Origin of the sequence: Streptomyces cyaneochromogenes (assembly GCF_003963535.1) — a bacterium.
Classification (GTDB): domain Bacteria; phylum Actinomycetota; class Actinomycetes; order Streptomycetales; family Streptomycetaceae; genus Streptomyces; species Streptomyces shaanxiensis.
Genome location: NZ_CP034539.1, coordinates 9,690,989 through 9,715,176, shown reverse-complemented (window position 1 = coordinate 9,715,176; position 24,188 = coordinate 9,690,989). Strand labels below are relative to the sequence as shown.

The 24,188-nt window shown below is 71.1% G+C and carries 22 protein-coding genes and 2 pseudogenes; 13 read left to right on the top strand and 11 right to left on the bottom strand.

All coding sequences use genetic code 11. The features are described from left to right. Positions 1–374: 374 nt before the first annotated feature. Both EJ357_RS43590 and gap read right to left on the bottom strand, forming a co-directional pair. A complete protein-coding gene (locus tag EJ357_RS43590) occupies positions 375–2,105 on the bottom strand; it encodes a GAF domain-containing sensor histidine kinase (protein WP_126397765.1) in 1,731 nt (576 codons plus the stop codon). Positions 2,106–2,228: 123 nt separating this feature from the next. Continuing rightward, a complete protein-coding gene (gene gap / locus EJ357_RS43585; RefSeq protein ID WP_126397763.1) occupies positions 2,229–3,257 on the bottom strand; it encodes a type I glyceraldehyde-3-phosphate dehydrogenase in 1,029 nt (342 codons plus the stop codon). Between the two features lie 573 nt (positions 3,258–3,830). On the opposite strand from gap, the gene EJ357_RS43580 reads away from it, so the two are divergent. After that, positions 3,831–4,283: a pyridoxamine 5'-phosphate oxidase family protein gene (locus EJ357_RS43580; protein WP_175647743.1), complete on the top strand. Its 453-nt coding sequence runs from the start codon at positions 3,831–3,833 to the stop codon at positions 4,281–4,283. A gap of 13 nt (positions 4,284–4,296) precedes the next feature. On the opposite strand, the gene EJ357_RS43575 is transcribed toward EJ357_RS43580, so the two are convergent. From EJ357_RS43575 to EJ357_RS43560, 4 genes are all read right to left on the bottom strand, one after another. After that, entirely contained in the window at positions 4,297–5,190 is an 894-nt protein-coding gene (locus EJ357_RS43575; protein ID WP_126397759.1) for a universal stress protein, read from the bottom strand. Positions 5,191–5,356: 166 nt separating this feature from the next. Next, a complete protein-coding gene (locus EJ357_RS43570; RefSeq protein WP_175647742.1) occupies positions 5,357–6,187 on the bottom strand; it encodes a universal stress protein in 831 nt (276 codons plus the stop codon). Between the two features lie 155 nt (positions 6,188–6,342). After that, on the bottom strand, positions 6,343–6,783 hold the full coding sequence (locus EJ357_RS43565; RefSeq protein WP_126397757.1) for a pyridoxamine 5'-phosphate oxidase family protein: 441 nt from the start codon (positions 6,781–6,783) through the stop codon (positions 6,343–6,345). Between the two features lie 325 nt (positions 6,784–7,108). Then, a complete protein-coding gene (locus tag EJ357_RS43560; protein WP_126397754.1) occupies positions 7,109–8,179 on the bottom strand; it encodes a zinc-dependent alcohol dehydrogenase family protein in 1,071 nt (356 codons plus the stop codon). A 250-nt stretch (positions 8,180–8,429) separates the two neighbouring features. Here EJ357_RS43560 and EJ357_RS43555 point away from each other — a divergent pair, with 250 nt between their 5' ends. Continuing rightward, positions 8,430–8,810 carry an STAS domain-containing protein gene (locus EJ357_RS43555; protein WP_126397752.1) on the top strand — a complete coding sequence of 127 codons (381 nt, stop codon included), beginning with the start codon at positions 8,430–8,432 and terminating at the stop codon, positions 8,808–8,810. 13 nt (positions 8,811–8,823) lie between these two features. On the opposite strand, the gene EJ357_RS43550 is transcribed toward EJ357_RS43555, so the two are convergent. Further along, a complete protein-coding gene (locus EJ357_RS43550; protein WP_126397750.1) occupies positions 8,824–9,816 on the bottom strand; it encodes an Acg family FMN-binding oxidoreductase in 993 nt (330 codons plus the stop codon). Between the two features lie 266 nt (positions 9,817–10,082). Between EJ357_RS43550 and EJ357_RS43545 the strand changes: the two genes are divergently transcribed. The 3 genes from EJ357_RS43545 (at position 10,083) to EJ357_RS43535 (ending at position 12,871) form a co-directional block, all read left to right on the top strand. Continuing rightward, entirely contained in the window at positions 10,083–10,661 is a 579-nt protein-coding gene (locus EJ357_RS43545; RefSeq protein WP_126397748.1) for an Rv1733c family protein, read from the top strand. A 184-nt stretch (positions 10,662–10,845) separates the two neighbouring features. Next, positions 10,846–11,520: a CBS domain-containing protein gene (locus EJ357_RS43540; RefSeq protein WP_126397746.1), complete on the top strand. Its 675-nt coding sequence runs from the start codon at positions 10,846–10,848 to the stop codon at positions 11,518–11,520. Between the two features lie 325 nt (positions 11,521–11,845). Further along, the gene (locus EJ357_RS43535) at positions 11,846–12,871 is read left to right on the top strand and encodes a 6-phosphofructokinase (RefSeq protein ID WP_126397744.1); all 1,026 of its coding nucleotides are present in this window, start codon (positions 11,846–11,848) and stop codon (positions 12,869–12,871) included. A gap of 16 nt (positions 12,872–12,887) precedes the next feature. Here EJ357_RS43535 and EJ357_RS43530 read toward each other — a convergent pair whose 3' ends face one another. Beyond that, positions 12,888–13,778 carry a universal stress protein gene (locus tag EJ357_RS43530; RefSeq protein ID WP_126397742.1) on the bottom strand — a complete coding sequence of 297 codons (891 nt, stop codon included), beginning with the start codon at positions 13,776–13,778 and terminating at the stop codon, positions 12,888–12,890. 203 nt (positions 13,779–13,981) lie between these two features. Here EJ357_RS43530 and EJ357_RS43525 point away from each other — a divergent pair, with 203 nt between their 5' ends. The 3 genes from EJ357_RS43525 (at position 13,982) to EJ357_RS43515 (ending at position 17,131) form a co-directional block, all read left to right on the top strand. Beyond that, the gene (locus EJ357_RS43525) at positions 13,982–14,332 is read left to right on the top strand and encodes a carboxymuconolactone decarboxylase family protein (protein ID WP_126397740.1); all 351 of its coding nucleotides are present in this window, start codon (positions 13,982–13,984) and stop codon (positions 14,330–14,332) included. 29 nt (positions 14,333–14,361) lie between these two features. Next, a complete protein-coding gene (locus tag EJ357_RS43520) occupies positions 14,362–15,414 on the top strand; it encodes a class I fructose-bisphosphate aldolase (RefSeq protein ID WP_126397738.1) in 1,053 nt (350 codons plus the stop codon). A gap of 577 nt (positions 15,415–15,991) precedes the next feature. Beyond that, positions 15,992–17,131, top strand: coding sequence for a site-2 protease family protein (locus tag EJ357_RS43515; RefSeq protein ID WP_126397736.1), 1,140 nt, complete (start codon positions 15,992–15,994; stop codon positions 17,129–17,131). A 991-nt stretch (positions 17,132–18,122) separates the two neighbouring features. Here EJ357_RS43515 and EJ357_RS50640 read toward each other — a convergent pair. The 3 genes and pseudogenes from EJ357_RS50640 to EJ357_RS43505 all read right to left on the bottom strand — a co-directional run. Next, the gene (locus tag EJ357_RS50640) at positions 18,123–18,323 is read right to left on the bottom strand and encodes a metal-sensitive transcriptional regulator (protein WP_323377710.1); all 201 of its coding nucleotides are present in this window, start codon (positions 18,321–18,323) and stop codon (positions 18,123–18,125) included. A gap of 128 nt (positions 18,324–18,451) precedes the next feature. After that, complete coding sequence (locus EJ357_RS49850) at positions 18,452–18,610, bottom strand: YHS domain-containing protein (protein WP_267132869.1); 159 nt, start codon at positions 18,608–18,610, stop codon at positions 18,452–18,454. 230 nt (positions 18,611–18,840) lie between these two features. Beyond that, positions 18,841–21,249 (bottom strand): annotated as a pseudogene (locus EJ357_RS43505) (heavy metal translocating P-type ATPase); the annotation flags it as partial. A gap of 206 nt (positions 21,250–21,455) precedes the next feature. On the opposite strand from EJ357_RS43505, the gene EJ357_RS43500 reads away from it, so the two are divergent. The 5 genes and pseudogenes from EJ357_RS43500 (at position 21,456) to EJ357_RS43480 (ending at position 24,119) form a co-directional block, all read left to right on the top strand. Further along, positions 21,456–21,725 (top strand): SHOCT domain-containing protein, encoded by a 270-nt coding sequence (locus EJ357_RS43500; RefSeq protein WP_175647741.1) that lies wholly within the window; start codon positions 21,456–21,458, stop codon positions 21,723–21,725. Between the two features lie 55 nt (positions 21,726–21,780). Further along, a complete protein-coding gene (locus EJ357_RS43495) occupies positions 21,781–22,038 on the top strand; it encodes a DUF2933 domain-containing protein (RefSeq protein ID WP_228472791.1) in 258 nt (85 codons plus the stop codon). 39 nt (positions 22,039–22,077) lie between these two features. Then, positions 22,078–22,308, top strand: a complete 231-nt coding sequence (locus tag EJ357_RS43490; RefSeq protein WP_126397732.1) for a hypothetical protein — start codon at positions 22,078–22,080, stop codon at positions 22,306–22,308. Between the two features lie 417 nt (positions 22,309–22,725). Next, positions 22,726–23,037 (top strand): annotated as a pseudogene (locus tag EJ357_RS43485) (multicopper oxidase domain-containing protein); the annotation flags it as partial. Between the two features lie 209 nt (positions 23,038–23,246). After that, on the top strand, positions 23,247–24,119 hold the full coding sequence (locus EJ357_RS43480; RefSeq protein WP_126397730.1) for a universal stress protein: 873 nt from the start codon (positions 23,247–23,249) through the stop codon (positions 24,117–24,119). Positions 24,120–24,188 lie beyond the last annotated feature (69 nt).

Below are 24,188 nucleotides of genomic sequence, written 5' to 3'. Positions count from 1 at the left end.
GACGGCCTTCCCTCGCTGGAGGCTCTGCTTCTCACTCCTCAGCATCGTCCGGTCGCCGGAGTGACGGGATGGGCCGGGCAGCCGTGGCAGCCTGCCGGACGGCCCTGATCCGCGCCACCACTTGACGGGGAAGGGGGTGTGCCGGGCGCTCCGACGACGCGGCTCGCGCGTCCCCGGCGCGACCGCCATCGGCCGGACGCGGGCCCGGCACGGGCAGGGTGACCCGCCCTGCCCTTCCCGAGAGGCCGCACGAGGCGTTCCCATCCGCCGATGTCACCTCGTGAGCCGCTTCTCAGCCTGACGCCGCACACCACTGCAGGACAGAACCGAAGGGCCCACAAAAATGGGCCGACCGGCCCGAACTCCCGTGCCGCCTACCGCTCTTCCGCCGTCAGCGGCACCCGCCACACCAGTGTGCTGCCGCCGCCCTCGGGAGTGATCACTGTCAGCTCGCCGCCCAACTGCTGAGCCCGCTCGGCCATGTTGGCCAGGCCGCTGCGGCGCCCCTCGGCCGGGATGCCCACGCCGTCGTCGGACACGGTCAGCCGCACCTCACGCCCGTCGGTCTCCAGCGCGACCTCGGCGCGGTCGGCGCGAGCGTGCCGGCCGACGTTGGTCAGGGCCTCGGACAGCACGGCCTCCACATGGTCGGCGACCTCCCGGGGCACGTCGGTGTCCACCAGGCCCTCCATGCGCACGCTCGGCGCGAAGCCCAGCACGGGAGCCGCCTCGCCGGCCACGCGGACCACGCGGGCCCGCAGCCCGCTCCCGGAGGCGCCCTCACGGGCGCGCAGACCGAAGATCGTCGACCGGATGATCTTGATGGTCTCGTCCAGGTCCTCCACCGCCCGCGCGACGCGCTCCGAGGCCTCCTTGTGCTCGATGAAACGGCCGGCGCTCTGCAACGTCATGCCCGTCGCGAAGAGCCGCTGGATCGCGAGGTCGTGCAGGTCCCGGGCGATCCGGTCGCGGTCTTGGAGCAGAGCGATCTGCTCCGCGTCCTCGCGCCGCTCGGCCAGCTCCATCGCGATCGCGGCCTGTGCGGCGAATCCTTGGAGCGGCGCGATTTCCTTCTCGGTGAACACCGCGCGTCCTTCCTCGCGTACCAGCAGCACGACGCCGCGTACGCCGTCGCCCGACCCGATGGGCACGGCCACGGCCGCCCCGAGCCCGTCGAACCGGGGCGAGGCGGACGACACCCGCTCGTCACGGGTGACGTCCGGGCTGGTGACGGGGGTGGCGGTGGAGAAGGCCTGGCCGATCAGGCTCTCGTTCACGGGCAGGACGAGCCCGCGATGGGCCTCGGAGCCCTGCCCGACGGCCAGCTCCACCTCCAGCGCTTCGGTGTCCTCCAGGGGCATGGCGACCATGGCGAGGGCGGCGCCGGTGATCTGCCTGGAGCACTCGGCGATCAGGCGGAGGGCCTCGCCGCGCTCGCCACCCGACATCAAGCTGCGGGTGAGTTCGGCGTTGGCCTGCAGCCAGCGCTCCCGCAGCCGGGTCTCCTCGTACAGGCGGGCGTTGTCGATGGCGACGCCCGCCGCGACGGCCAGGGTCGACAGGACGGACTCGTCCTCCTCGTCGAACTGGACCCCGCCCCTCTTCTCGGTCAGGTACAGGTTGCCGAAGACCTGGTCGCGGACGCGGATCGGGACACCGAGGAACGTGTTCATCGGCGGATGGTGCGCCGGGAAGCCGTACGAGGCGGAATGTTCGGAGATCTTCGTCAGCCGAAGCGGCTCGGGGTGGTGGATCAGTTCGCCGAGGATGCCGTGGCCCTCCGGAAAGGGGCCGATGCGGGCGATCCGTTCCTCGGAGACGCCGACGGTGTGGAAGGCGGACAGCCGCATGCCGTCCGGCCCGATCACGCCCAGGGCCGCGTACTCGGCGTCCACGAGCACCGCGGCGGCCTCCACGATGCTGTGCAGTGCCTGCTCCAGATCCAGTTCCCTGCCGACCGAGAGCACCGCCTCCAGGAGGCTGTGCACCCGGTCGCGCGTGCCGCGGGCCGCGTCGAGGCGGGCCTGCAGCTCCTCCAGCAGTTCGTCCAGCTTCAGCTGCGGCAGCCGTACGCGGGCCTGACCAGCCTGCTCATGGCTTTCCACCGGTGCTCCTCCACGTCCCCTCGACCCGCCCGAAGCCGATTGCTGCGGTCAAGGGCCACGGTATCGGTCCCGGGCAGGGGCCGGTACGGGAATCGCACCCGATTAACGTGACAGAACCCCTGGTCAGCGGCGGGGCAACCGTGCGGCAACGTACTCGGTGAGATCGAGCAGCCGGTTGGTGTAGCCCCACTCGTTGTCGTACCAGCCGAAGACCTTGACCAGCTCACCGTGCGCCTGGGTCAGCGGCGCGTCCAGGATGCAGGAAGCGGGGTCGCCGACGACGTCACGGGAGACGATCGGGGCCTCGGACACCCGCAGTACGCCCTTCAGCGGCCCGTCGGCGGCCTCGCGGAAGGCTGCGTTGATCTCCTCCACGGTCACCGGGCGGTCCAGGACCACGCTCAGGTCGGTCAGCGAACCGTCCTCGACGGGAACACGTACGGCGATGCCGTCCAGGGTGCCGGCCAGTTTCGGCAGGACCAGGCCGACGGCCCGGGCGGCTCCGGTGGAGGTGGGGATGATGTTGACGGCTGCGCTGCGGCCGCGCCGCAGGTCCTTGTGCGGGCCGTCCAGGACGACCTGGTCGTTGGTGTAGCCGTGGATGGTGGTCATGAGCCCCTTGACGAGCCCGAAGTGTTCGTCGAGGACCTTCACCATGGGGGCCACGCAGTTGGTGGTGCAGGAGGCGTTGGAGACGACGTGGTCGCTCTCCGGGTCGTACGTTCCCTCGTTGACGCCCATCACCACGGTGGCGTCGACGCCCTTGCCCGGCACCGAGAGCAGCACTTTGCGTGCGCCCGCCCCGAGGTGCGCTCCGGCCTGTTCCCGGGTGCGGAAGCGGCCGGTCGACTCGATGACGATGTCGACGCCGAGTTCGCCCCAGGCCAGGGCGGCCGGGTCGCGCTCGGCGGTGACGGCGACACGGCGGCCGTCCACGGTGATCGACTCGTCGTCGTGCTCGACGGGACGGCCGATTCGTCCGTACGTCGAGTCGAACGCCAGGAGATGGGCCAGCGCCGCCGGCGAGGTGATGTCGTTGACCGCCACGACCTCCACCGGGGTGGCTGCAGCGGTCTCCGCCCGCTCCAGTACGCAGCGCAGGTAGTTGCGGCCGATCCGGCCGAATCCGTTGATGCCCACACGCACGCTCATGTCCGTCGTCCTCCCGATCGGGGTGCGAGGTGATGTCCGGTGCTGCCACCCTCCGATCCGCCGATCCGGTGCGGGAGGGGCCGTACGGGGGTGAGGTACGGGACGTCCGGCCCCATTCCGCCCCCGTCGCACTGCCTTTCACCGGCCCTGCTGTTGGAAGCGGTCCACGCCGGGGGGTGCCGCTGACGACTTGGTCGCGTATGCCCGTGAGGCGGCGGCCCACGCACTCGCCGACCGCTTCCAGGACCGCCTTTGGGACGGGTAAGGCTCGCCGGGCTGAGTGGTCGACCCCGGAAAGGCTGCTCAGGCCCGATCGCATTCTCCCGCCCCCGCTTGGCGCCCGCCCCGCATCATCCGTGTTCCCCCCAAACAGGCTGTCCGGTCACCGGTGAGGGCCGAACGGCCCTAGCGCCGGCCGGGCCGCCGTGGTTCGAATGATCCGATCGGAGAAGTGCCGCACACGAAGCCGCCCCACCCGCCCTGCGGCCACCACAGTCCCGCGCCGCGTGACGGAATCGGTAAGCCGGTCGGAGATATGAAGCAGTGAGAGACGAACAGCTACGGAATCCCGCCATGGCCTGCGACAACGCCCTGCCGATCACCCCTGGAGCACGCCGGAGCATCGAGCTCGACAGTGCCGAAGCGCTGCGGCTCCTGGGCAGCGTGTCCTTCGGGCGGATCGTCTTCACCCAGCACGCTCTGCCGACGGTCCGCCCCGTGAACCATGTCCTCGACGAGGGTGACATCGTCATCCGCACCCACGAGGGAGCGGCCCTGACGTCACGGGCCCGGCAGGCGGGCGCACCGGGGGTGGTAGTGGCGTACGAGGCAGACGCCATCGACCCGGGCACGCACATCGGCTGGAGCGTGGTCGTCACCGGCTACGCCCACCTCGTGACCGACGCCCGCGATCTGGCCCGCTATCAGGACATGCTCCAGCCCTGGGTGGGCCGGGCCATGGACTACGCGGTCCGAATCCGCCCCGACCTGGTCACCGGAATCCGGCTCATCCCCGTCGAGGCCTGATCCGTCTGTCCGGTCAGCCGTGTGGCACCACCGCGACAGGCGCGCTCGCGCTTTGGAGCACCTCGTGTGTCACGGGACCGAGATGCGGACCGACCGACACGTGGTGGCGCCTGCGTCCGAGGACGACCAGCAAGGCGTCCCGGGAGGCATCCGCCAGATGCGAGCCCGGCCTGCCGATGACGGCTTCCTCGGTCACCTCGACTCCGGGAAACTTCTCCCGCCACGGCCGCAGTGTCTCGGTCAGAATGCTTTCCGGCTGCATGGCCGACTCGTCCCCCTCCCCCACCCATGGGGAGGGCATCGCCTTCCACCCGTGCACGACCCGCAGGCCAGTGGCACGACGCGCGGCCGCGTCGAACGCGAACTCAAGAACCGCTTCGGCGCACTCCCCCGGCAGTCGCAGGCCGAGTACGACATCGCGGTACGGCCTGGCCCAGGAGGCCGGGCCGCGGGTGTCCGCCCGGTGTTCGCCGGCGACGCAGGCTCCGGCGCGGACGAGGAGTACAGGCCCCTCGGCGCGGCCCACCACGGCGGGTGCCACGGAGCCGAAGAGCCGCCCGGCGGCCCGCCCGAGCCCGCGCGACCCCAGCACCAGCACCTCGGCCTCGCGCGCGGCCACCGACAAGACCGTCACGGGATGTCCGGAGAGCTGTTCCGTGGTGATCTTCAGACCTGGGTGACGGTGCGTCAGGGATACCTCGACGTCGTGCAGCATGCGGGCGGAACGGTCCTCTCCCGGCAGCGCCACGGCCTCGGCCGCGAACGGCGCGTAGGCGTACGGCTGTTGTTCCCCGGCATGCACGACACGCAACGGGACCGCCCGCAGGTGTGCCTCGATGGCTGCCAAGTCGGCAGCGGCGAGGCTCTCCGGGGAGCCGTCGAGGCCGACGGTGACGGTACGGGACATGAGCGGGCCTCCTTCGGTGTGTGACCCCACCCTTGTGTCCCGAGCCCCGCGGCAGGAGGGACCACAGGTCCCTGAGTGCAGCCGATGGTCCCGTGTGGCGGCCGTCCTGACGGGCGTGGACCTGCCTGAGGAGCCGGCGGTCCCCGAACGTCAGGGTGTTCGCCGGTCAGCCGGTGGCCGGTACCAGCACCACTGGGCAGTGGGAGCGGTGCAGGAGTGTGTGCGCGACAGGGCCGAGTCGTGGTCCGGGCCCGCTCGTACGGCGGTGTGTGCCGATGACGACCACGGCGGCCTCCCGCGTCGCGTCCAGCAGGGCCGGGGCCGGCCCCCTGCGGACCGTGTGGGTCTCGACGCCGACCTTGGGATGCTCTTCTCGCAGCTCGGCCACGGTGAAGCGCGGCACGGCCTCCTCGGCCAGGTCGTTCTGGGCGCGCCGCCGTTGCCCGGGGCTCGTCGCGGGGATCAGCGAGGGCATTTCGGGAGTGACGTACCGGTGGATCGAGTGCAGGACCTGCAGCCGGACACCTCGCCGCTCCGCCTCGTGGAAGGCGTAGGAGGCCGCGCCGGCGTCGGCATCGTCCTCCAGGCCGAGCAGCACGCTGCGCTCGCCGTCGCACGGGTGGTCACCGCGTACGACGAGCAGGGGGCCGTGCACATGCGCGGCCAGCCGCAGACTCACCGAGCCGACCAGCAGCCCCGCGACGCCGCCCAGGCCGCGGGTGCCGACTACGGTCAGGCCTGCCCCCTCGCTCTCGCGTACGAGGGCCCGTACGGCGCCGCCCGCCGCGGCCTTGGTCACCACGGACAAGGCCGGATGACGTTCCCGGACACGTGCGGCGGCCGACGCGAGAACGGGTTCGGCCTCGTCGCGATCGGGCACCGCGTACACAACGCGCAGCTCGGCGTCGCGGCGCGCGGCCTCGTCCGCGGCCCAGTCCAACGCGCGTACGGCGTTCAGGGAACCGTCCACTCCGACGACCACATGGTCGAGAGTCATCTCCCTCTCCCTTCTGCTCGGCTCCGTGCTCCCGATGCTCGTCCTTCCGCAACGCCACGAGCAGGGGCCACGCGAACCCGGTGGGACGCCGTACGGCCCCCGCCGCGGGGCCGTTCGGCCCAAGACCGGCGGAGCGCGAGTGGGCGCACCCCGTGTCAGGAAGAGAGGTCCAGCCCGTACATGCTGCGTCCACCGACGAGTTCGCGGCCGGTCACCAGCTCGGGGGCGACACGGATGAAGACTTCACGGGGCGAAGGAACCCAGGAGCGCGGGCCGGTGCGGACCAGACGTTCATGCTCGGCCGGGTCGGTGACCACCGTGGCGGAGCCGGTGACGACGACACTCCAGCCCGAGTGCGTGGCCGCGTCGACCTCGTCGGCCTCGAAGGCGACCACCGTGCCGTCGACCGCTCGCACGAGTTCGGAGCCGGCCGCGGTGCGCAGCAGCACGGCGCCGTCGGCGTCCAGACAGAAGTTGACGGGCAGTACCGCGGGCAGGGCCTGGCGCGTGTGCACGATCCGGCCGACCGGCACCTTCGCCAGCAGGCGCAGGCACTCCTGCCGTTCGAGTTCGCGGAATCCGTCGTTGCGGTACATGAGTCAGTCCGTCTTTCGCCTGGGGCATACGGTGCGGCGGTGCACTGTCGGCAAGTCCATCGTTCGCCCTGTGAGCGGGCACGGGCGAGGGCCATTCGGTCCCGGACGTGTCGGACAACAGTCCCCATTACGTCACAATCCGCTGCCCAGTCGGCCGCGGGGATCGATAAGCACCCAAGCACCCACTGCTCTCCCTCCCCGCGCGCGTGTCCCCGTACGACCACGCTCCGGCCCTGGCCGAACCCATCGTCGATGCGGTCGACCTCGAAGGCGACCTGGCAGCCCGCAGCCTGCGACGGTGTCGTGCCGGGGCGGTCCGGAAGCCTCAGGCCGCCGGGAGGGCGACCACATCGTGCTGCTCCCCACCGAGGACGACCTTGAGCGCGCCGGTGTCGGCGGCCTGGCCGAAGACGTCGTACGCCTCTTCCATGAGGTCGAGCGGGAAGGTGTGGGTGACCAGCTGCGAGGTGGACAGGCGGCCGGCCGCCGCCATCCGCAGCAGGGTCGGTGTCGAGTGGGTGTCGACGAGACCGGTGGTGATGGTCACATTCTTGATCCACAGCTCTTCGAGGTGCAGGGTCGCAGGCCTGCCGTGCACGCCGACGTTGGCGACGTGCCCGCCGGGCCGAACCATGCGCGTGCACATCTCGAAGCTCTCGGGCACGCCGACGGCCTCGATGACCACGTCGGCCCCCATTCCGTCGGTGAGGTCGGCGATCAGCTGCTCGGGGGCCTCGCGGGCGTCGGCCACCGCATCGGCGCCGAGCTGCCTGGCCGCCTCCAGCCGGGCGGCGGCCAGGTCCACGGCGACGATCCGCTCGGGCGCGAGCAGCCGGGCCGTGGCGATGGCCGCGAGCCCGATGGGGCCGACACCGACGACGGCGACGGTGTCGCCGGGCCGCACGCGCCCGTTGAGCACGCCCACTTCGTAGGCGGTCGGGAAGATGTCGGCGAGCAGGACGGCGTCCTTGCCGCCCAGGGTGCCGGAAAGCGCGTGGACGGAGAGGTCGGCGTGCGGCACGCGCACGTACTCGGCCTGGGTGCCGTCGATCAGATGGCCGAGGATCCAGCCTCCGCCGCCCCGGCACTGGCCGTACATGGCCTTGCGGCAGTACGCGCAGCGACCGCAGGCAGTGATGCAGGAGATCAGGACCCGGTCGCCGGGCCGTACGGTGCGCACGTCGGCTCCGGTCTCCACGACCTCGCCGACCGCCTCGTGCCCGAGCACCGTGCCGGGGCGCACCTCTGGCACGTCGCCCTTGAGGATGTGCAGGTCGGTGCCGCAGATGGTGACGGTGTCGACGCGCACGACGGCGTCGGTTGGATCCTTGAGGCCGGGGTCCGGGACGTCCTCCCAGGAAGAGTGTCCGGGACCGTGGAAGACGAAGCCCTTCATGACGATCCTTCCTTCCTCGGTCGCCCCTGGTGGGTTGCCCCGGGGCTGGGCAACGGGCCACGGTGGTGCCTGTGATGCCCCGCAGGTCCAGCTTGTCCCGCGCCCGTGCGCTCAGGCTTGGGCCGGTCGGCCCCGATCGCCCGGCTGAAGGGGGTGGCGCACGCCGTTGGTCCGGTCGGCCCCACGGGTACGGACAGGCAGGGCCGACCGGCCCTTCCGCCCGCCCCGCCGCACAGGATTCGCTTGGACCATGTACGAGAACCCCACCTGGTCCTCGCTGTCCCTCCCGGCGCGCGTCGTCGATGGTACGACCGTGGTGGAGCTGCGCGGCGAGATCGACCTCCTCACGACACCGTCCCTGACGGTACGGCTGGACGCGCTGACGGCCGGGACGTGCCCCGACCTGGTGCTCGACCTGCGTGCCGTGTCCTTCATCGACTGCGCGGGGCTCGGCGTCCTGTGCCGCGCACGCAACCGCGTCCTGGACCGGCAGGGCCGACTCCGTCTGGTCAGCCGCAACGCGTACTTCCTGCGCGTACTGCGCATCACCGGACTGGCGGGCGCGTTCGAGATCAACCCCGACCTGCCCGCACCGCTGGAGGCGAACCCGGTCACCGTCCCGGCAGGCTGACGGGCCCGACCGCTTACCTGCTCGCCGCCCCGGCGTCGAGCACCGTATGTGCCGTGCGCCGCGGAGTCGCGAGACCCTCAGGGCCGTAACCAAGCCGTACGAGCATGTGAGCGTGGCCGGACCCCGGGGTCACGGAGTCACGCAGGTCGGACCACTCCATCGCCTGGTGCAGGAGGGACGCGCGCAGGCCACGAGCCGTGGCAACCAAGAGGACGTGTTCGAGGGCCTGCCCGGCGCGCAGCCAGTCGGCGCGGCGGTCGTGCTCGGTGCTGAGCACGGCGATGACGGGGGTCGTCTCGTAGACGCGTGCGGGGAGCCGGTCGGGACGGCGTTGGGCGGTGAAGTCGCGCATGGGGAGCCGCTCCCGGGTGTCCTGCGGGCCGAGTGCCGCCCCAGGCAGGCCGGTGTCGGACGCCGCGTACGGGTCCCCGCGCACCCACCTGCGGCTCTCGGCGCTGCGGTCGGCGTCCAACCGGTTGCGCTGCTCGCCGTCCGCGGTGAGCGCCAGCAGGCGTGCGGTCTCGCCGTGCTCGGGGAAGCAGAGCGATGCGCCCTCCGCAGCCGCCGCAGCGGCGAGTTCGAACCGCAGACTCGACGGGATCGGCCGGTCGGAGAACGGGAAGCGGCTGCTGTGCCGACGCCAGACGGCCTCGTACAGGTCGATGTCGCCTCCGCGTGGGTCGCCGGGGCCAGGCGCTGTCGGCCGGACGGATGCGAGCAGGTCCGGTTCCTCGGGGCGGGGCAGCAGGTGGGTGACCGGGTCCCATCCGAAGTGGACCATCGCGACGCGGAGGTTGAGCACGCAGGCGCCCACCGACAGGTGCAGGGCCCGGCCTTCCGCGTCTGTGTGCCGCAATCCGCCTCCGGGAGCGGCTCGCACATCGAAAGTGACCGTCTCCGGATCCAGCCGGAAGCGCCACGGCTGCGAGTTGTGGATCGAGGGCGCGGCGACCGCGGCCGAGACGCATGTCTCCAGTACCGCGACATCGAAGGATGTGCTGCGCATGGGGTCCTCCCCTCTCGCCGGACTGGTGCTGTCTTCGAGCGTGCGAACCCCGGCCGCGAGGCGGTGAGGGGCCGATGGTCCCTCCTGGGGACCTGGCGGGCCATGCATCCTCCGCGGAGACCTCGGACTGACCAGGGCTGAACGTCCCGCCCCAGGGCGCGAGTTGGTCCCGGTCGGGCTCCGGAGTCGGCCTGACCGGCCCATGTCGGCGCGGGACGTCGGGTGGCACGGTCAGGGCAACGAGGACGTCAAGGAGGTGCGGACCGATGAGCGACGGCACATACACGAAGAAGCGGTTGTGGCGGTGGCGCGGCAACCCGCTGCGACGTCGCGACGACATCCTGGAGGCCTGGATCGTACTGGCCGTCTGGACGGTCGTCCTGGTCGGTGGCACGCTCGTCGGCCTGGTGACGGCCCACGCCGCCGACGAGGTGTTCGCCCAGCAGCGGGCCGAACGGCACTCCGTGCCGGCCGTGGTCCTCGACGACGTCCCTGCCTCGTCCACCAAGACAGGTGGGACACGTGCCCTGGCGCGGATCAGCTGGACGGCGCCCGACGGCACGACGCATACCGACAAGACCCTGGTGGACACAGGGCAGAAGGCCGGCGCCGAGGTCGTGGCCTGGCTGGACGGCCGGGGCAACCTCGCCACCGAGCCGCCGAGTCCCACGGAGGCTGCCATCGAGGCCGGCATCCTGGGCACGGCCGCCGCGCTCGGACTGGCCGGAACGGCGTTCGGCGCCGGGGCCCTCGTCCGGTGGAGGCTCGACCGGCGGCGCATCGACCAGTGGGGCCGGGAGTGGGACCTGGTGGGGCCCCGGTGGGGGCAGAACAAGACGGGGTGAGCCTGGGCACGCGAGGCGCCCCGCCGCGCGCGCTCGACAACCCGATCCGCGGGGACCGGATGGCCCAGTTTCAGGGCCGTCCGGTGCTGAACAGGTCCTGGACGGCTCTCCTGCGGAGGACTTCCCCCTGCCACGCTGGACATGTGGTGGCTGTCGGCTGTCACCCGGGGAAGGGAGGAGCGACATGCAGCACCGTACCGTCGCCGACCTGATGACCCGCGATGTCGTCCGGGCCCGGCGCGACACGCCCTTCAAGGAGATCGTCGAGCTGCTGGCGCGGAACGACGTCACCGCCGTACCGGTGGTGGACGAGCTGGACCGCCCCCTGGGCGTCGTGTCCGAGGCCGACCTGCTGCGCAAGTGCTCCGCCCAGGCCGACCCGTCCGGGCACGCACCACTTCCTCATCCGGAGGCATGGGAGCGGGCCAAGGCGGCCGGTGTCAGGGCCGAGGAGTTGATGTCGGCGCCCGCCGTCTGCGCGCGTCCGGAGTGGAGCGTGGTCGAGGCGGCCCGCAGCATGGCAGCCCAGAACGTCAAGCGGCTGCCCGTCGTGGACGAGGCGGGCCGGCTCCGGGGCATCGTCAGCCGCGGTGACCTGCTGCGGATCTTCCTGCGCGGGGACGACGCCATCCGCGATGAGATCACCCGGGACGTGTTGGGGCGGACTTTGGGTCTCGCACCCTCGGGTGTGACCGTCGAGGTGCACGAGGGACAGGTGACCCTCGGAGGATCCGTCGAGGTGAGCAGCCTGATCCCCATCATCGAACGGCTGTGCAGGAATGTCGACGGCGTGGTCTCGGTCTCCGCCCACATCGGGTACCGGATCGATGCCTCCCGGACTTCGCCCACCGGAGCGTGAGGCCGCGGTGGCGATCGAGGGCCGGTAACGCTTTCGGAACCGGTGCGGCTTCGCCCTCGTGGCCTCGTACCGGTCAATGGTTGTCACGTCGGACATCGGCGGCGGGGCAGGCAAGGCGGGTCGCCGACGGGGCCGCTGTCGCTCATGCTGGAAGGAGAGTCACACGGCTCTTCGAGTTCACATCCGCGGAGGTGAGCCGAACGACTCCGCACGTCCGGCACAGGCTGCAAGGCCTGCTGGGGCGGGCCTCCTCCCGGCCTGGGCCGCTCGCTGCTGCCCGCCGACGCGAAGGCCGATGACGTGCGTGCAGGGAAGGGAGGAAGCCATGAAGGTCGGAGTGCTGACCGGTGGCGGCGACTGCCCCGGCCTCAACGCCGTGATCCGCAGCGTCGTCCGCAAGGGTGTCCAGGAGTACGGCTTCGAGTTCGTCGGTCTGCGGGACGGCTGGCTCGGCGCGCTTCAGGGCAATGTGGTGCCGCTGGACATCTCGAGCGTGCGGGGCATCCTTCCACGCGGCGGGACCATCCTCGGTTCATCCCGCACCAACCCGTTCAAGCATGAGGACGGAGTGCAGCGCATCCGGGACACACTTGCCGCACATCAGGTGGACGCGCTCGTCGTGATCGGCGGCGAGGACACGCTCGGTGTGGCCACCGAGCTGAGCCGTCAGGGCGTCGATCTGGTCGGCGTGCCGAAGACCATCGACAACGACGTGTCCGGCACCGACTACACCTTCGGCTTCGACACAGCCGTAGGTATCGCGACGGAGGCCATCGACCGCCTCCACACCACCGCCGAGTCGCACATGCGCACCCTGGTGGTGGAGGTGATGGGGAGGCACTCCGGGTGGATCGCCCTGCACGCGGGGGTAGCGGGCGGCGCCAACGTGATCCTCATCCCGGAGCGGCCGTTCGACATCGATCAGGTCTGCGCGTGGGTAAAGAACCGGTTCAAGATCCACTATGCGCCGATCGTCGTCGCCGCCGAGGGAGCCGTCCCCATTGAGGGGCAGATGGTCCTCAAGGACCGGACAGTGGACGAGTTCGGCCACGTACGGCTGTCGGGCATCGGCGAATGGCTCGCCCAGGAGATCGAGGAGCGCACGGGCACGGATGCCCGTACCACCGTCCTCGGCCACGTGCAGCGCGGCGGCACGCCGAGCGCCTTCGACCGGTGGCTGGCCACACGCTTCGGCCTGCACGCCGTCGACGCGGTCAAGGACGGCGACTACGGCAAGTTGGTGGCCCTGCGCGGCACTCAGATCATCCGTATCCCGCTCGACGGCACCAGGACGAAGACCAAGCTGGTGGATCCGTCGCTGTACGACGAGTTCGAGGTGTTCTTCGGCTGATGCTCTCCCCTGTCAGTCAGTCGGCGTGCGGCACGACCGCCACCGGGCAGCGGGTGTGGTGCAGCACGGCGTGGGTCACCGGCCCCAGTCGGCCCTCGGGCGCTTGCGGGTCGGTGCGGCGGCCCACGACCAGCAGGTCCGCTCCCCGGGACGCGTTCAGGAGTGCCTCCGCGGGGTGAAGCAGGACGACATCGGCGCGGGTCGTCACCTGCGGATACTTGTCCTGCCGCGTGCGCAGGGCGTCGGACAGCTGCAGGACCTCTTGGTCCTCCCAGGTGGCGCGGTCCTCCTCGGTCACGAACAGCTTTTGGGGAGCCACGGCCTCGGCGGGAAGAGCCCACGCCTGAACCACCCGCAGACGCGCCCCGCGCTCCTCGGCTGCCGAGAACGCAAAGTCCGCCACCTCACCGACCGGACGGTGCGCGTCGAAACCCACCACCACCTGGGCCGCACCGTCTGCCACCCCAGTGCCGTCTCCGAAGCCCCCGACCAGGCGTTCGGGCACGAGTACCACGGGGCAGGCGGCTTCCGCCACGACACGAAGGGCCACCGAACCGACCGCGAGGCCGTCGAAGCCGCCGGCTCCTCGTGCTCCGACCACAAGGAGCCCGGCGCCACGTGCCGCGGCGAGGAGAGCCATGGCCGGGGCGTTGTCGGTCTGCTCGCCCCGTGCCCGCAGGTCCGGGTAACGGGCGCCGAGGTCGGCGATCGCCCGCTGGAGCATGCGCTCTCCCATGCGGTGCAGCGTGTCCGCTGCCTGGACCGGGACGGCATCACCCGGAAGCAGTGGAGAGGCATGCACGAGACGCAGCGGAACGCCGCGCGACAGTGCTTCCCGCGCGGCCCAGTCGGCTGCGGCCAGGCTGCGTTCGGAGCTGTCGATACCAGCCAGCACCGGGTGACTCATCGCGTCCTCCCTCCGTCCACTGTTCCACGGCAGGCCCCGAAGGTCCCGGCGAAAGAGCCGTTCGGCCCTCGCTGTCCCGCTCCGCGCGGCGCGTCAATGGAGAACACGCAGCATGCGGGATGCGGGATGCGGGATGCCGATGTTGAGCGTCGCCGAGGCAGACACGAACGCGTCCGCCGGAGACCAGAAGGAGGAAAGGCACCATGACCTACGGCACACAGGTGCGCAACGAGCTGCGGGCGCCCGCCCGGGAGCTGCGAAAAGCGATCCCGCAGGTGTATGAGGGGTACCGGCAGCTGCACGACAGCGCCCTCACCGCCGGCACGCTGGATACCAAGACCAAGGAACTCATCGCGCTGGCCATCGCGGTGAGCAAGGAGTGTGACGGCTGCATCGCCGCCCATGCCCACGCCGCGGTCCGACAGGGCGCCACCGAGCAGGAGGCGGCCGAGGCGATCGGGGTTGCGATCCTGATGAACGGCGGGCCGGGCACCGTCTACGGCCCCCGAGCCTTCGCCGCGTTCCGCGAGTTCCACGCGGACGCGAACCCGTGACGGCGGCACTGGGAGGAGAAGCCGGAACGATGACAGACATCCAAGGCTTGCTGGGCGACGAGGCCAAGGACCTGCTGGCCCACACCGCCCAGGGGATTCCGAAGAAGGACCTGGTGCTGCCGGGTCATGACTTCGTGGACCGGGTCGTGTCCGCGACCGACCGCTCACCCCGGGTGCTGCGCAATCTGCAGTCCCTCTTCGACCACGGCCGTCTGTCCGGCACGGGGTACGTGTCGATTCTGCCGGTCGACCAGGGCATCGAACACTCTGCGGCATCCGCGTTCGCCGCGAACCCCCGCTACCTCGACCCGAAGAACATCGTCGAACTCGCCGTCGAGGGCGGTTGCAACGCGGTCGCCAGCACGCTCGGTGTGCTCGGTGCCGTCTCGCGGCGCTACGCGCACAAGATCCCGTTCATCGTGAAGCTCAACCACAACGAGCTGCTGACCTATCCGAACCACTACGACCAGATCCTGTTCGGCAACGTCCAGCAGTGCTGCGACCTGGGCGCGGCCGGGGTCGGCGCCACGGTCTACTTCGGCTCGGAGCAGTCCGACCGCCAGTTGCAGGAGGTCGGCGAGGTCTTCGCACAGGCCCACGAGCTGGGCATGTTCACCGTGCTGTGGTGCTACCTGCGCAACTCGGCGTTCAAGAAGGACGGCGTGGACTACTCGGTGTCGGCCGACCTCACCGGCCAGGCCAACCACCTCGGCGTGACCATCGAGGCCGACATCGTCAAGCAGAAGCAGCCGGAGAACAACGGCGGCTACCGCGCGCTCGACTTCGGCCGGACCGATCCGCTCCTGTACGACACGCTCACCACCGACCACCCGATCGACCTCACCCGCTGGCAGGTGGCCAACTGCTACATGGGCCGCGTCGGACTCATCAACAGCGGCGGCGCCTCGGCCGGCACGGGCGACCTCGCACAGGCCGTCCGGACTGCAGTGATCAACAAACGGGCAGGCGGCACCGGCCTCATCACCGGCCGCAAGGCCTTCCAGCGGCCCACCGCCGAGGGCATCGAACTCCTCCACGCCGTCCAGGACGTCTACCTCGACGACAGCATCACCATCGCCTGACCGAGGCATCATCGCCTGACCGAGGCATCGCGCTTCGTCGCCAAGACGCCGGACTGCCACTGCACGCCGACCTGTCCCGCGCCTTCCCCCACCGGTCCAGGCGGCCGGGACTTGGTCATCAGCTGTTCAGCCGCCCGGCCCGCCCACAGGCACCACGGCCGGTCGTCCCCTGTCATGGCCCGAGTGGCCCCTCCCCCGGCACCCCACCACGCCCGACGATGGGAGTGCGGCACATGAAGTGCGGGAGGTGCGCGGTGAACGACCACGAATGTGAAGGCACCAAGGCACCCATCGGCGCGATATGCCACCGCTGCGGGACCGGGGAGCGCACGCGGCACGCACACGTGACCGGCGCAGTGGTGTATCCCGTGGCCACCACGAGACTCAGCCCCTGGCGGCGTCGCCCTACTCGGCGTCAGCCATGCCCGGTTCGCCATGCGGCCGACGCGTTCGCCCAGGTACGGCGTGCCCGGCGAGGCCGTTGGACGGACCATCATGGAGGGAAGGCGATCGGCCCCACCGCCGGCCGGACGGGATTCCGGCTTGCCGGGCCGGGCGCTTTTAGTGGGTGGGCCCAATGAACGAGACACTGCCTCTGGGACGGATCGCCGGCGTCCGCGTCGGCCTGAACTGGAGCGTGCTCGTCATCGTCGCTCTGGTGACCTTCACACTCGCGGAAGGCCGCTTCCCCGATGCTCACCCCGACCACTCCGCCTGGGCCTACTGGGCGCTGGCGCTGCTGACGGCGGTGGTGTTCCTGGCCTCGCTGCTGGCCCACGAGCTCGCGCACGCCGTCGTCGCCCGCCGCAACGGTGTCGAGGTCGACGGCATCACCTTGTGGATGCTCGGCGGCGTGGCCCGCCTGCACAGCGAGGCGCGCACGCCCGGCGCCGAACTGCGTATCGCGGGGGTGGGGCCGCTGACGAGCGCCGTCGCGGGCGGGGTGCTCCTGATCCTGGCCGTGTGGCTGGACGCCCTGCACACGTCGGGGCTCGTCGTCGAGGCGGTCGCCTGGCTGGCCGGCATCAACATCGTGCTGGCCGTCTTCAACGCCCTGCCCGCTGCCCCGCTGGACGGCGGACGGCTGCTGCGCGCGTTCCTGTGGCACCGCACCGGGGACCGGCTGCGGTCCACCCGCGGAGCCGCGGCCGCGGGCCGCATGCTGGGCTGGTTCATGATCCTGACCGGCTTCGCGGCGATGGTCTTCGCGGGTGACCTGTCCGGGCTGTGGCCCGCCCTGATCGGCTGGTTCCTGATCGCCGCCGCCACCGCCGAGCAACGCCAGGCCGAACTGCACGGCGTCTTGGACGACATCCCCGTCAGCCGCGTGATGACCCGCGCCCCGGACACTGTCCCGACCACCACGACTCTCGCGTCCTTCCTGACCGAAGGTCCTTTCGGCCGCTACCGCCACTCCGCGTTCCCGGCCCTGGCCCCTGACGGCACGGCGGCCGGTCTGGTCACCGTCCGCCTCATCAACCGCGCCCCCTTCCAAGCGCGTTCCACCACCACGATCGGCGACGTGATGCGCCCGCTGCGGGACGTCACCACGGCGGGCCCGGACGACCTGGTCGCGGATCTGCTGCCGCGCCTGGAGGCGAGCCGGGACCGCAGAGCCTTGGTCCTCGACGACGGTCGCGTGGTCGGCATAGTCACCCTCGCCGACATCACCCGCGCCCTCTCCTGGCTCGCCGAGGCCACACGCCCCAGGACCTGACACCCGTGCACCCGCGCGCCACCCGAGCCGGGCGCGTCGAAGGCGGTGCGCCATGAAGTAGGCCTCACCGGGCCGTGACCCGCACGCTGACGCCCCGTCGCGCTTTCGCCGAGCCGCCGGGGCAGCTCGAGATCGCCCACCTCGCGGACCGGACGTTCACCCTCTTCGTGCACGACCACGAACTCGCCGTCGGTCGGCCGGTCGAGGCCCGCGGCGACCATGACGGCCCCGCTCAGGTGGAGGTGTTGTCGCCGCCATGGGTCGGTTCGAGCGCTGTCGCCGTGCCGCCCTGCCACTCATTGAAGGACGCGGCCGCTGGTGTCGTACGCACGTGGCGACCCACTCCGCGGGGCCCGAGACCCAGACATGGACGCCGCTCTGGTTTGGCCCGCCGCTCCACGCACGCGTCCACGGGCCTCGTACGCACGATGACCGCCCTGCTGCAGCACGCCACGTCTCCGAGCACCTGGCCGTTTCCCGGCCGGCAGACGCCGTTCGAGATGCGACGTGCCTGGCGGGGAGTCACAAGGCTCGGTCGGCAGAGCCCCCCGGCGCTGACAGACTCCGCCGACAGACACCTCGCTGATCCGGACAGCGTGATCGAGGAGCAGAGGTGGAGCAAAGCGCCGGCCACCAAGACCAGGCGCACGTTGAGGATCCTGGCGTCCTCACTCGGCGCCGGGGGGTGACCGCACCGCTCACGCCTACGAGTTCGCGGCGCTCGTGGCCGCCGCCCGCTTCTTGACCGAGTCCGCGCCACCGGACATCCCGGAGCAGGCGCTGGAACAACTGGCAACTGCTCAGCGACTAGGAGACGCAGCGGCCCGCTCGCCAGATACGTGATCAAGGGTCTGTGGTCAGTTCTACATGGACAATGCGCACAGCGCCCGCAAGATCTGCGCGCCTTACCGGTCGAGGACCGCAGTAGCAGCCCCCACTCGCTGTGGTGCCGGCGCCCCTGGGAAGGGAGAGCCGCGGCGGCGAGTGTGGCTCACAGACGCAGTGCGCGGCGCAAGGTGTCGCTGAATTCGGCGAACTTCTCCTCGGCCTGCGCAGGATCGGTGCGGGCGGCGTCGGTGACACAGCCGCGCACGTGGTCATCGAGGAGGCCGAGGGCGACTTCCTGAAGGGCGCGGCCGGCGGCACTGATCTGGGTGAGGACGTCGATGCAGTAGCGGTCGTCGGTGACCATGCGGGAGATGCCGCGTATCTGGCCTTCGATCTTGTTCAGGCGGGCCACGTGGTCGGCTTTGTGGTCGGCGTAACCGGGTGCCTGGGCGTGCTGCCCCCGAGCGTGGCGTGGAGTGGCCGGAGCGCTGGTCATCGGGGTTCACCTCCCTGGTGCATACGGCCGGACGCGGGGGCCGCATAGCGGTCCGGGTCGCCGTCGAACGCGGCGGCGCAGTGGGCGGAGCAGAAGTAGTACGTGCCGTGCTCGGTCTGCCGCTGTTCGACGGCGGTGGTCCTGTCGACCTGCATGCCGCACACCGGGTCCGTGACCACGTTGTCACCACCGGGGAGGCCGGGTCGTGGTGCCCACGCTCCTCCGCGGCGGCCGTTGTGCCGTCCGGGGCGCGGTCGGCGGCGGACTCGACCCGGGGCTCGACGTGGGCGGGCTGGGCCTCGGGCAGGTGCTGGGTGTGCCAGCGGCGCAGCCGGGAGGCGTTGGTGACGACCGAGAGCGAGCTGAGCGCCATGGCCGCGGCGGCGATGATCGGGCTGAGCCGCAGGCCCCACAGCGGGTACAGGGCGCCTGCGGCGAGGGGGACGCCGACCGCGTTGTAGATCAGGGCGAAGAACAGGTTCTGTCGGATGTTGCGCATGGTGGCCCGCGACAGGCGGATCGCGGTGACCACGCCCCCCAGGGAGCCGGAGATGAGGGTGATGTCGGCGGCCTCGATGGCCACGTCGGTGCCGGTGCCGATGGCCAGGCCGACGTCGGCGGCGGCCAGGGCGGGCGCGTCGTTGATGCCGTCGCCGACCATGCCGACCGTACGGCCCTCGCCCTGCAGGCGGCGGATCTCGTCGGCCTTGTGCTCGGGCAGCACCTCGGCCAGCACCCGGTCCACGCCCACTTGGGCGGCGATCGCCGCGGCGGTGCGGGCGTTGTCGCCGGTGATGATGACGACCTCGACCCCGAGGTGCTTGAGGGCGGCGATGGCGGCGGCGGAGTCGTCCTTGACGGTGTCGGCGACGGCCAGCACACCAGCGGGACGTCCGTCGACGGCAGCGAGTACGGGGGTCTTGCCCTCGACGGAGAGAGCGGCCGCCACCGGGGTCAGTGCGGAGGTGTCGATGCCGATGTCGCCGAGCAGCCTGGCGGTGCCGACCAGGACGGCGTGCCCGTCGACGGTGGCCTGGACGCCCTTGCCGGTGACCGAGTCGAAGCCGGTCGCTGTGAGCGGGTGAAGGCCGCGTTCGCGGACACCGGTGACGATGGCTTGCGCGAGCGGGTGCTCACTGTCGGCCTCGGCTCCCGCGACCAGCCGCAGCAGCGCCGTCTCGTCGAATCCGCCGACGGCGTGGACGTCCGTCAGGACGGGCTTGCCCGCGGTGACGGTGCCGGTCTTGTCCAGAACCACCGTGTCCAGCTTGTGCGCGGTCTCCAAGGCTTCGGCGGAGCGGATCAGGATGCCGGCCTGGGCGCCCTTGCCCGTGCCGACCATCACCGACAGCGGCGTGGCAAGGCCCAGAGCGCACGGGCAGGCGATGATCAGCACCGCCACCGCGGAGACCAGCGCCAGGGTGAAGGCGGGCGACGGCCCGACCGTGAACCAGACCGCGAAGGTGCCGATCGCGATGGCGATGACCGCGGGCACGAAGTACGCCGATACGGCGTCGGCGAGCCGCTGGATGGTGGCCTTGGACGCCTGTGCCTGCTGCACCAGGCGGACGATCTGGGCCAGCATCGTGTCCGCGCCGACCTTGGCCGCCCGTACCCTCAGGGAGCCGGTGCCGTTGACGGTCGCGCCGATGACGGTGTCCCCGGCGTGCTTGGTGACCGGCATCGGCTCACCGGTGACCATCGACTCGTCCACGGCGGAGGATCCGGAGATCACCTCGGCGTCGACCGGGATCTTCTCTCCGGGCCGGATGACGATCTCGTCTCCGACCGTCACGTCCTCGACGGGGATCTCGGACTCGATGCCGTCGCGCACCACCCGCGCGGTGCGGGCCTGCAGGCCCAGCAGGGCGCGGATGGCCTCGCCGGTGCCGGCCTTCGCGCGGGCCTCCAGCAGCCGCCCGAGCAGGATCAGGGTCAAGATCACGCCGACGGCCTCGTAGTAGACCTCGCGCACGTCCTCCGGCAGCAGGCCGGGGGCCAGGGTGACCAGCAGGCTGTAGCCGTAGGCGGCCGAAGTGCCAAGGGTGATCAGGGAGTTCATGTCGGCGGCCCGGTGACGCAGGATCAGCCAGCCCGTCACGTGGATCGGCCACCCGGTGTAGAACATCACCGGCGTGATCAGCGCCAACTGCAGCCAGTGATTCAGCATCCAGCCGGGCACCCAGTCCGCGCCGAACAGTTCGTGCGCCATCACGACGAACAGCACCGGGGCGGTCAGCACCGCGCCCAGCACCACCCTGCGGGTGAGGTCCTTGATCTCCGCCTGCCGCTCAGCGACGTCCGCGGCCTCCGACTCCGCGGCCGAACGTTCCTCACCCAGAGGCGGCCCGGCAGCCGCAGCATGAGGAGGTGCGGCCGTGGCACCTGCCCCGGCAGAGCCGGGTGGTGCGACCTCTTCCGCGGGTTCGACCAACAGCGTGCCGTGGATCATGTTCATGCCGCAGGCGAAGCCGAAGGAGCCCGGCCGGTCCGGGCTCAGCCGCACGGTTGTGCGGGTGTGGGCGGGCAGGCCCGCACCGACCTTCAGGTCCGGGAAGACCACACGGGAGGTGCACTCCCCTGCCTCCTGCCGGTCGAAGACCAGCTCCACCGGCATGCCCTGGCGAACCTTGATCAGGTCGGGGCTGTAGCCGCCCCGTACCGTGACCTCCACCCGCTGCACGCCGCCTTCCAGCCGCGCGGCACCAGCCCTGTGGGGCCCGAAGAAGTACCAGCCCAGCGCCGCGACCAGCACGGCCGAGGCCAGGACCACGACGACATCGACAGCACCCATGGGCCTCTCGCCTCCCTTGGCAGGTCACTCCCCAGCCTGCGCTCGGGTACCCGTGCCGGGTAGGGGCTGAACGGCCCACCAGCCCTGGACCGTCCGGCCCCAGACCGCCGCGCCAGGAAGAGGGACGATTCAGGTGAAGGAGTCGGAAAGCCCCTGGGAGCCCGTCCGGCCCCGGGTCGCCGACAAGCCGAAGCAGGTGAGTGGCGATGATGTTCTGGTACGACCACGACGTCAGTGGCTGGGGCTGGTTCGCCATGTCGGCCAGCATGATCCTGTTCTGGGCGCTCATCATCACAGCCGTCGTGCTGCTCATCCGCGCCCTCACCAGCCCCCACGAACACACCCACATCCACACCCCCGCAGCGCCCACGCCCAAGGACATCCTTCGCGAGCGGCTGGCGCGCGGAGAGATCGACGAGGAGGAGTACCGGCGCCGCCTGACCGCACTGCACGCCGGCCCCCTCACCAAAACCTGAAGTCCGGGCTGCCCCGATTGCGGGACACAGCCCTCCGCTGTGGGAGAGGCTCGTGATGAACGACAAGCGCAACTACGGCATGTACGCCCTTGCCGCCGCGATCGTCGTGGTCGGCGCCCTGATCGTCGGGGTGTCCCTGGAAAGCCTGGTCTGGCTCGCCCTCGTCGCGGCCTGCCCGCTGATGATGTTCTTCATGATGCGCGGCATGCACGGCCAGGACACGCACGGCCGTGACCAACACCGCGACCGCGAGGGCCGGGACGAAGACCCGCTGCACAAGCGCGACCACCACACCGGGCCCGGTCGGCTCTGACCGCCCGCGCCCGGGGCCGGGGGTGAGTGTCATGCTGCTGTGATCGCCTCGCTGGCCGGGGTGCTGAATCTGGCGGGCATCGTCTACGACATCGCCCGCCTGATCGCCCCTGACGAGCCCCGCCGTCCGCCACTGGCCCGCCTGCGCGGACGGCGCGTCGCGCTGGAGGAAGCGGCGCCCGGGCCGGGCCCCCACGCCGCATCCTGGCAGCAGCGGCACCCTTCGCGCACGGCCGGCTCCCACTACTCCTCTACCGGGAGGAGCCGATGACCGGGATTCCCGTGGTCCTGCGGGCCGTGATCGTCGACGGTTCCCTCGCCGACATCATGCTGTTGCTCGCGGTGCTCGCCCGGGCAGGGCGTCACCGCCGACCAGGCCGTCCCGTCCGAGGTGACCGAGATGGATGCTGTCAGCCTGCTGATCTGGCTTCTTCTCGCGCTCACCTGACCACTGCCGCCCGTGGGGTGCTCCTGGCCCGGCGCGCCAAGCACGACGCCCCAGGTCTGGATCGCAGCATCCGCCGCACTGCCCCCACTCTCCTGATTACAGGGGTACTGCCCCTGCCCGCTCTGCTCGCCACTGACGCACCCGCCGGTGCCTGGGGCCTGTGGGGTGCCGACTACATCGCCGCAGCCCGCGTCGGCGCCGTCGCCGATCCCGGCCCACGACAGCGTCAAGAGCGCCAGCTACAGCTGGGCCATCAACGGCGAGCAGTTGGACATGAGCGATCCGGCCGCCCACCCGCTGATTGTCGAAGCCGGCGAGCGAGTACGACTGGACTTCGTCAACCGCAGCACGATGTGGCACCCGATGCACCTGCACGGCCACACCTACCAACTCGCCGCTGACGGCCCGCGCAAGGACACGGTCATCGTGCTGCCGAAGAAGACGGTGTCCGTCGCCTTCGATGCCGACAACCCGGGGCAGTGGATGCTCCACTGCCACAACGCCTACCACGCGGAGGCCGGGATGATGGCCGTCCTCGGTTATCGGGCCTGACGTCGCCGGAGGAGCGGGGCGAGCCGGTGTCCCTGTCCAACCCCGCTCGACGCGCCAGGGTCTCGCGTCTTGTGCGGGGGCGTCTCTGCGCCTGTGGGGCGACTGCCCCGGGCCACGCACCCCGAAGCCGTGGCATGGCGTCCCTCGTCGGCAGGGGTGACGCTGGAAGGACAGCGCTCGGACGGCGGGGAGATCCTCTGGAGGCGGCCATGACCGGAGCGGACGGGCGTCGGCCGATCGTGGTGGGCGTCGACCCCGATCCCGCGAAGCGGCTTGCGTTGGCCTGGGCCGCCGACGAGGCGGATCGGCGTCACCTGCCGCTGCGGCTCGTCCATGCCCAGGGCGTACCGACCCGCGGCTACCGGTCGGGAGAGGTACGGCCCTCCTGGGAGGAGTGGAACCAGGCGCTGCACGGCCTGGGTGACCAGGTGCTCAAGGAGGCGGTCGCCTTCGTCGAGTCGCGGCGGCCGACAGTCGAGGTGTCGACGGTGCTGGCGGAGGGAGAGCCGGCGTGGGTGCTTCGCGAGGAAGCGCGGGGCGCCGCCCTGGTCGTGGTGGGCTCCTGGCATCTGAGCGGACGGCGTGAGATGTTCACCTCCGCCTCCGTGGCGTTCCCGCTCACCGCCCACGCTCCGTGCCCGGTCGCGGTCGTACCGGAGCCGGAGCACGTCTCCCAGCAGCCCGCGTACTTCGTGGTCGGCGTGGACGGCAGTCCGCATTCGGCTGCGGCGGTGGATGTGGCGTTCGAGGAGGCGGCCCTGCACGGCGGGCTCCTGCGGGCCCTGTACGTGTGGCATCCACCGCTCCTCGGTGCCCTGGACGAGGACGCCGCGATGCGGGAGTGCCGCCGTGTGCTGTCCGAGACGGTCGCGGGCCGCACCGCGAGGTACCCGGACGTGGAGCTGCACCATGAAGTCGTCCGCGGCCACCCGGTGCAAGTCCTGACGGAAGCCTCGGCACATGCCCTGGGTCTCGTCGTGGGAACCCGGGGACACGGAGGATTCACGGCCATGGTGCTCGGCTCGGTGAGCCAGGGCGTGCTGCACCACGCCCACTGCCCCGTCATCACGGTCCCCGTGTGAGGCGACGAAGGGCACGGGGCCTTTGCCCCGGACGGCCCTGGTGGTGTCGGCGGACCCGTCACACGATGA

Excerpts from the sequence above, each read along its gene's own strand:
- gap (WP_126397763.1), bottom strand. The coding sequence starts at position 3,257 with ATGAGCGTGCGTGTGGGCATCAACGGATTCGGCCGGATCGGCCGCAAC.
- EJ357_RS43580 (WP_175647743.1), top strand. The coding sequence starts at position 3,831 with ATGGCCTGCGACAACGCCCTGCCGATCACCCCTGGAGCACGCCGGAGC.
- EJ357_RS43575 (WP_126397759.1), bottom strand. The coding sequence starts at position 5,190 with ATGTCCCGTACCGTCACCGTCGGCCTCGACGGCTCCCCGGAGAGCCTC.
- EJ357_RS43570 (WP_175647742.1), bottom strand. The coding sequence starts at position 6,187 with ATGACTCTCGACCATGTGGTCGTCGGAGTGGACGGTTCCCTGAACGCC.
- EJ357_RS43565 (WP_126397757.1), bottom strand. The coding sequence starts at position 6,783 with ATGTACCGCAACGACGGATTCCGCGAACTCGAACGGCAGGAGTGCCTG.
- EJ357_RS43560 (WP_126397754.1), bottom strand. The coding sequence starts at position 8,179 with ATGAAGGGCTTCGTCTTCCACGGTCCCGGACACTCTTCCTGGGAGGAC.
- EJ357_RS43555 (WP_126397752.1), top strand. The coding sequence starts at position 8,430 with ATGTACGAGAACCCCACCTGGTCCTCGCTGTCCCTCCCGGCGCGCGTC.
- EJ357_RS43550 (WP_126397750.1), bottom strand. The coding sequence starts at position 9,816 with ATGCGCAGCACATCCTTCGATGTCGCGGTACTGGAGACATGCGTCTCG.
- EJ357_RS43545 (WP_126397748.1), top strand. The coding sequence starts at position 10,083 with ATGAGCGACGGCACATACACGAAGAAGCGGTTGTGGCGGTGGCGCGGC.
- EJ357_RS43540 (WP_126397746.1), top strand. The coding sequence starts at position 10,846 with ATGCAGCACCGTACCGTCGCCGACCTGATGACCCGCGATGTCGTCCGG.
- EJ357_RS43535 (WP_126397744.1), top strand. The coding sequence starts at position 11,846 with ATGAAGGTCGGAGTGCTGACCGGTGGCGGCGACTGCCCCGGCCTCAAC.
- EJ357_RS43530 (WP_126397742.1), bottom strand. The coding sequence starts at position 13,778 with ATGAGTCACCCGGTGCTGGCTGGTATCGACAGCTCCGAACGCAGCCTG.
- EJ357_RS43525 (WP_126397740.1), top strand. The coding sequence starts at position 13,982 with ATGACCTACGGCACACAGGTGCGCAACGAGCTGCGGGCGCCCGCCCGG.
- EJ357_RS43520 (WP_126397738.1), top strand. The coding sequence starts at position 14,362 with ATGACAGACATCCAAGGCTTGCTGGGCGACGAGGCCAAGGACCTGCTG.
- EJ357_RS43515 (WP_126397736.1), top strand. The coding sequence starts at position 15,992 with ATGAACGAGACACTGCCTCTGGGACGGATCGCCGGCGTCCGCGTCGGC.
- EJ357_RS50640 (WP_323377710.1), bottom strand. The coding sequence starts at position 18,323 with ATGGTCACCGACGACCGCTACTGCATCGACGTCCTCACCCAGATCAGT.
- EJ357_RS49850 (WP_267132869.1), bottom strand. The coding sequence starts at position 18,610 with ATGCAGGTCGACAGGACCACCGCCGTCGAACAGCGGCAGACCGAGCAC.
- EJ357_RS43500 (WP_175647741.1), top strand. The coding sequence starts at position 21,456 with ATGATGTTCTGGTACGACCACGACGTCAGTGGCTGGGGCTGGTTCGCC.
- EJ357_RS43495 (WP_228472791.1), top strand. The coding sequence starts at position 21,781 with ATGAACGACAAGCGCAACTACGGCATGTACGCCCTTGCCGCCGCGATC.
- EJ357_RS43480 (WP_126397730.1), top strand. The coding sequence starts at position 23,247 with ATGACCGGAGCGGACGGGCGTCGGCCGATCGTGGTGGGCGTCGACCCC.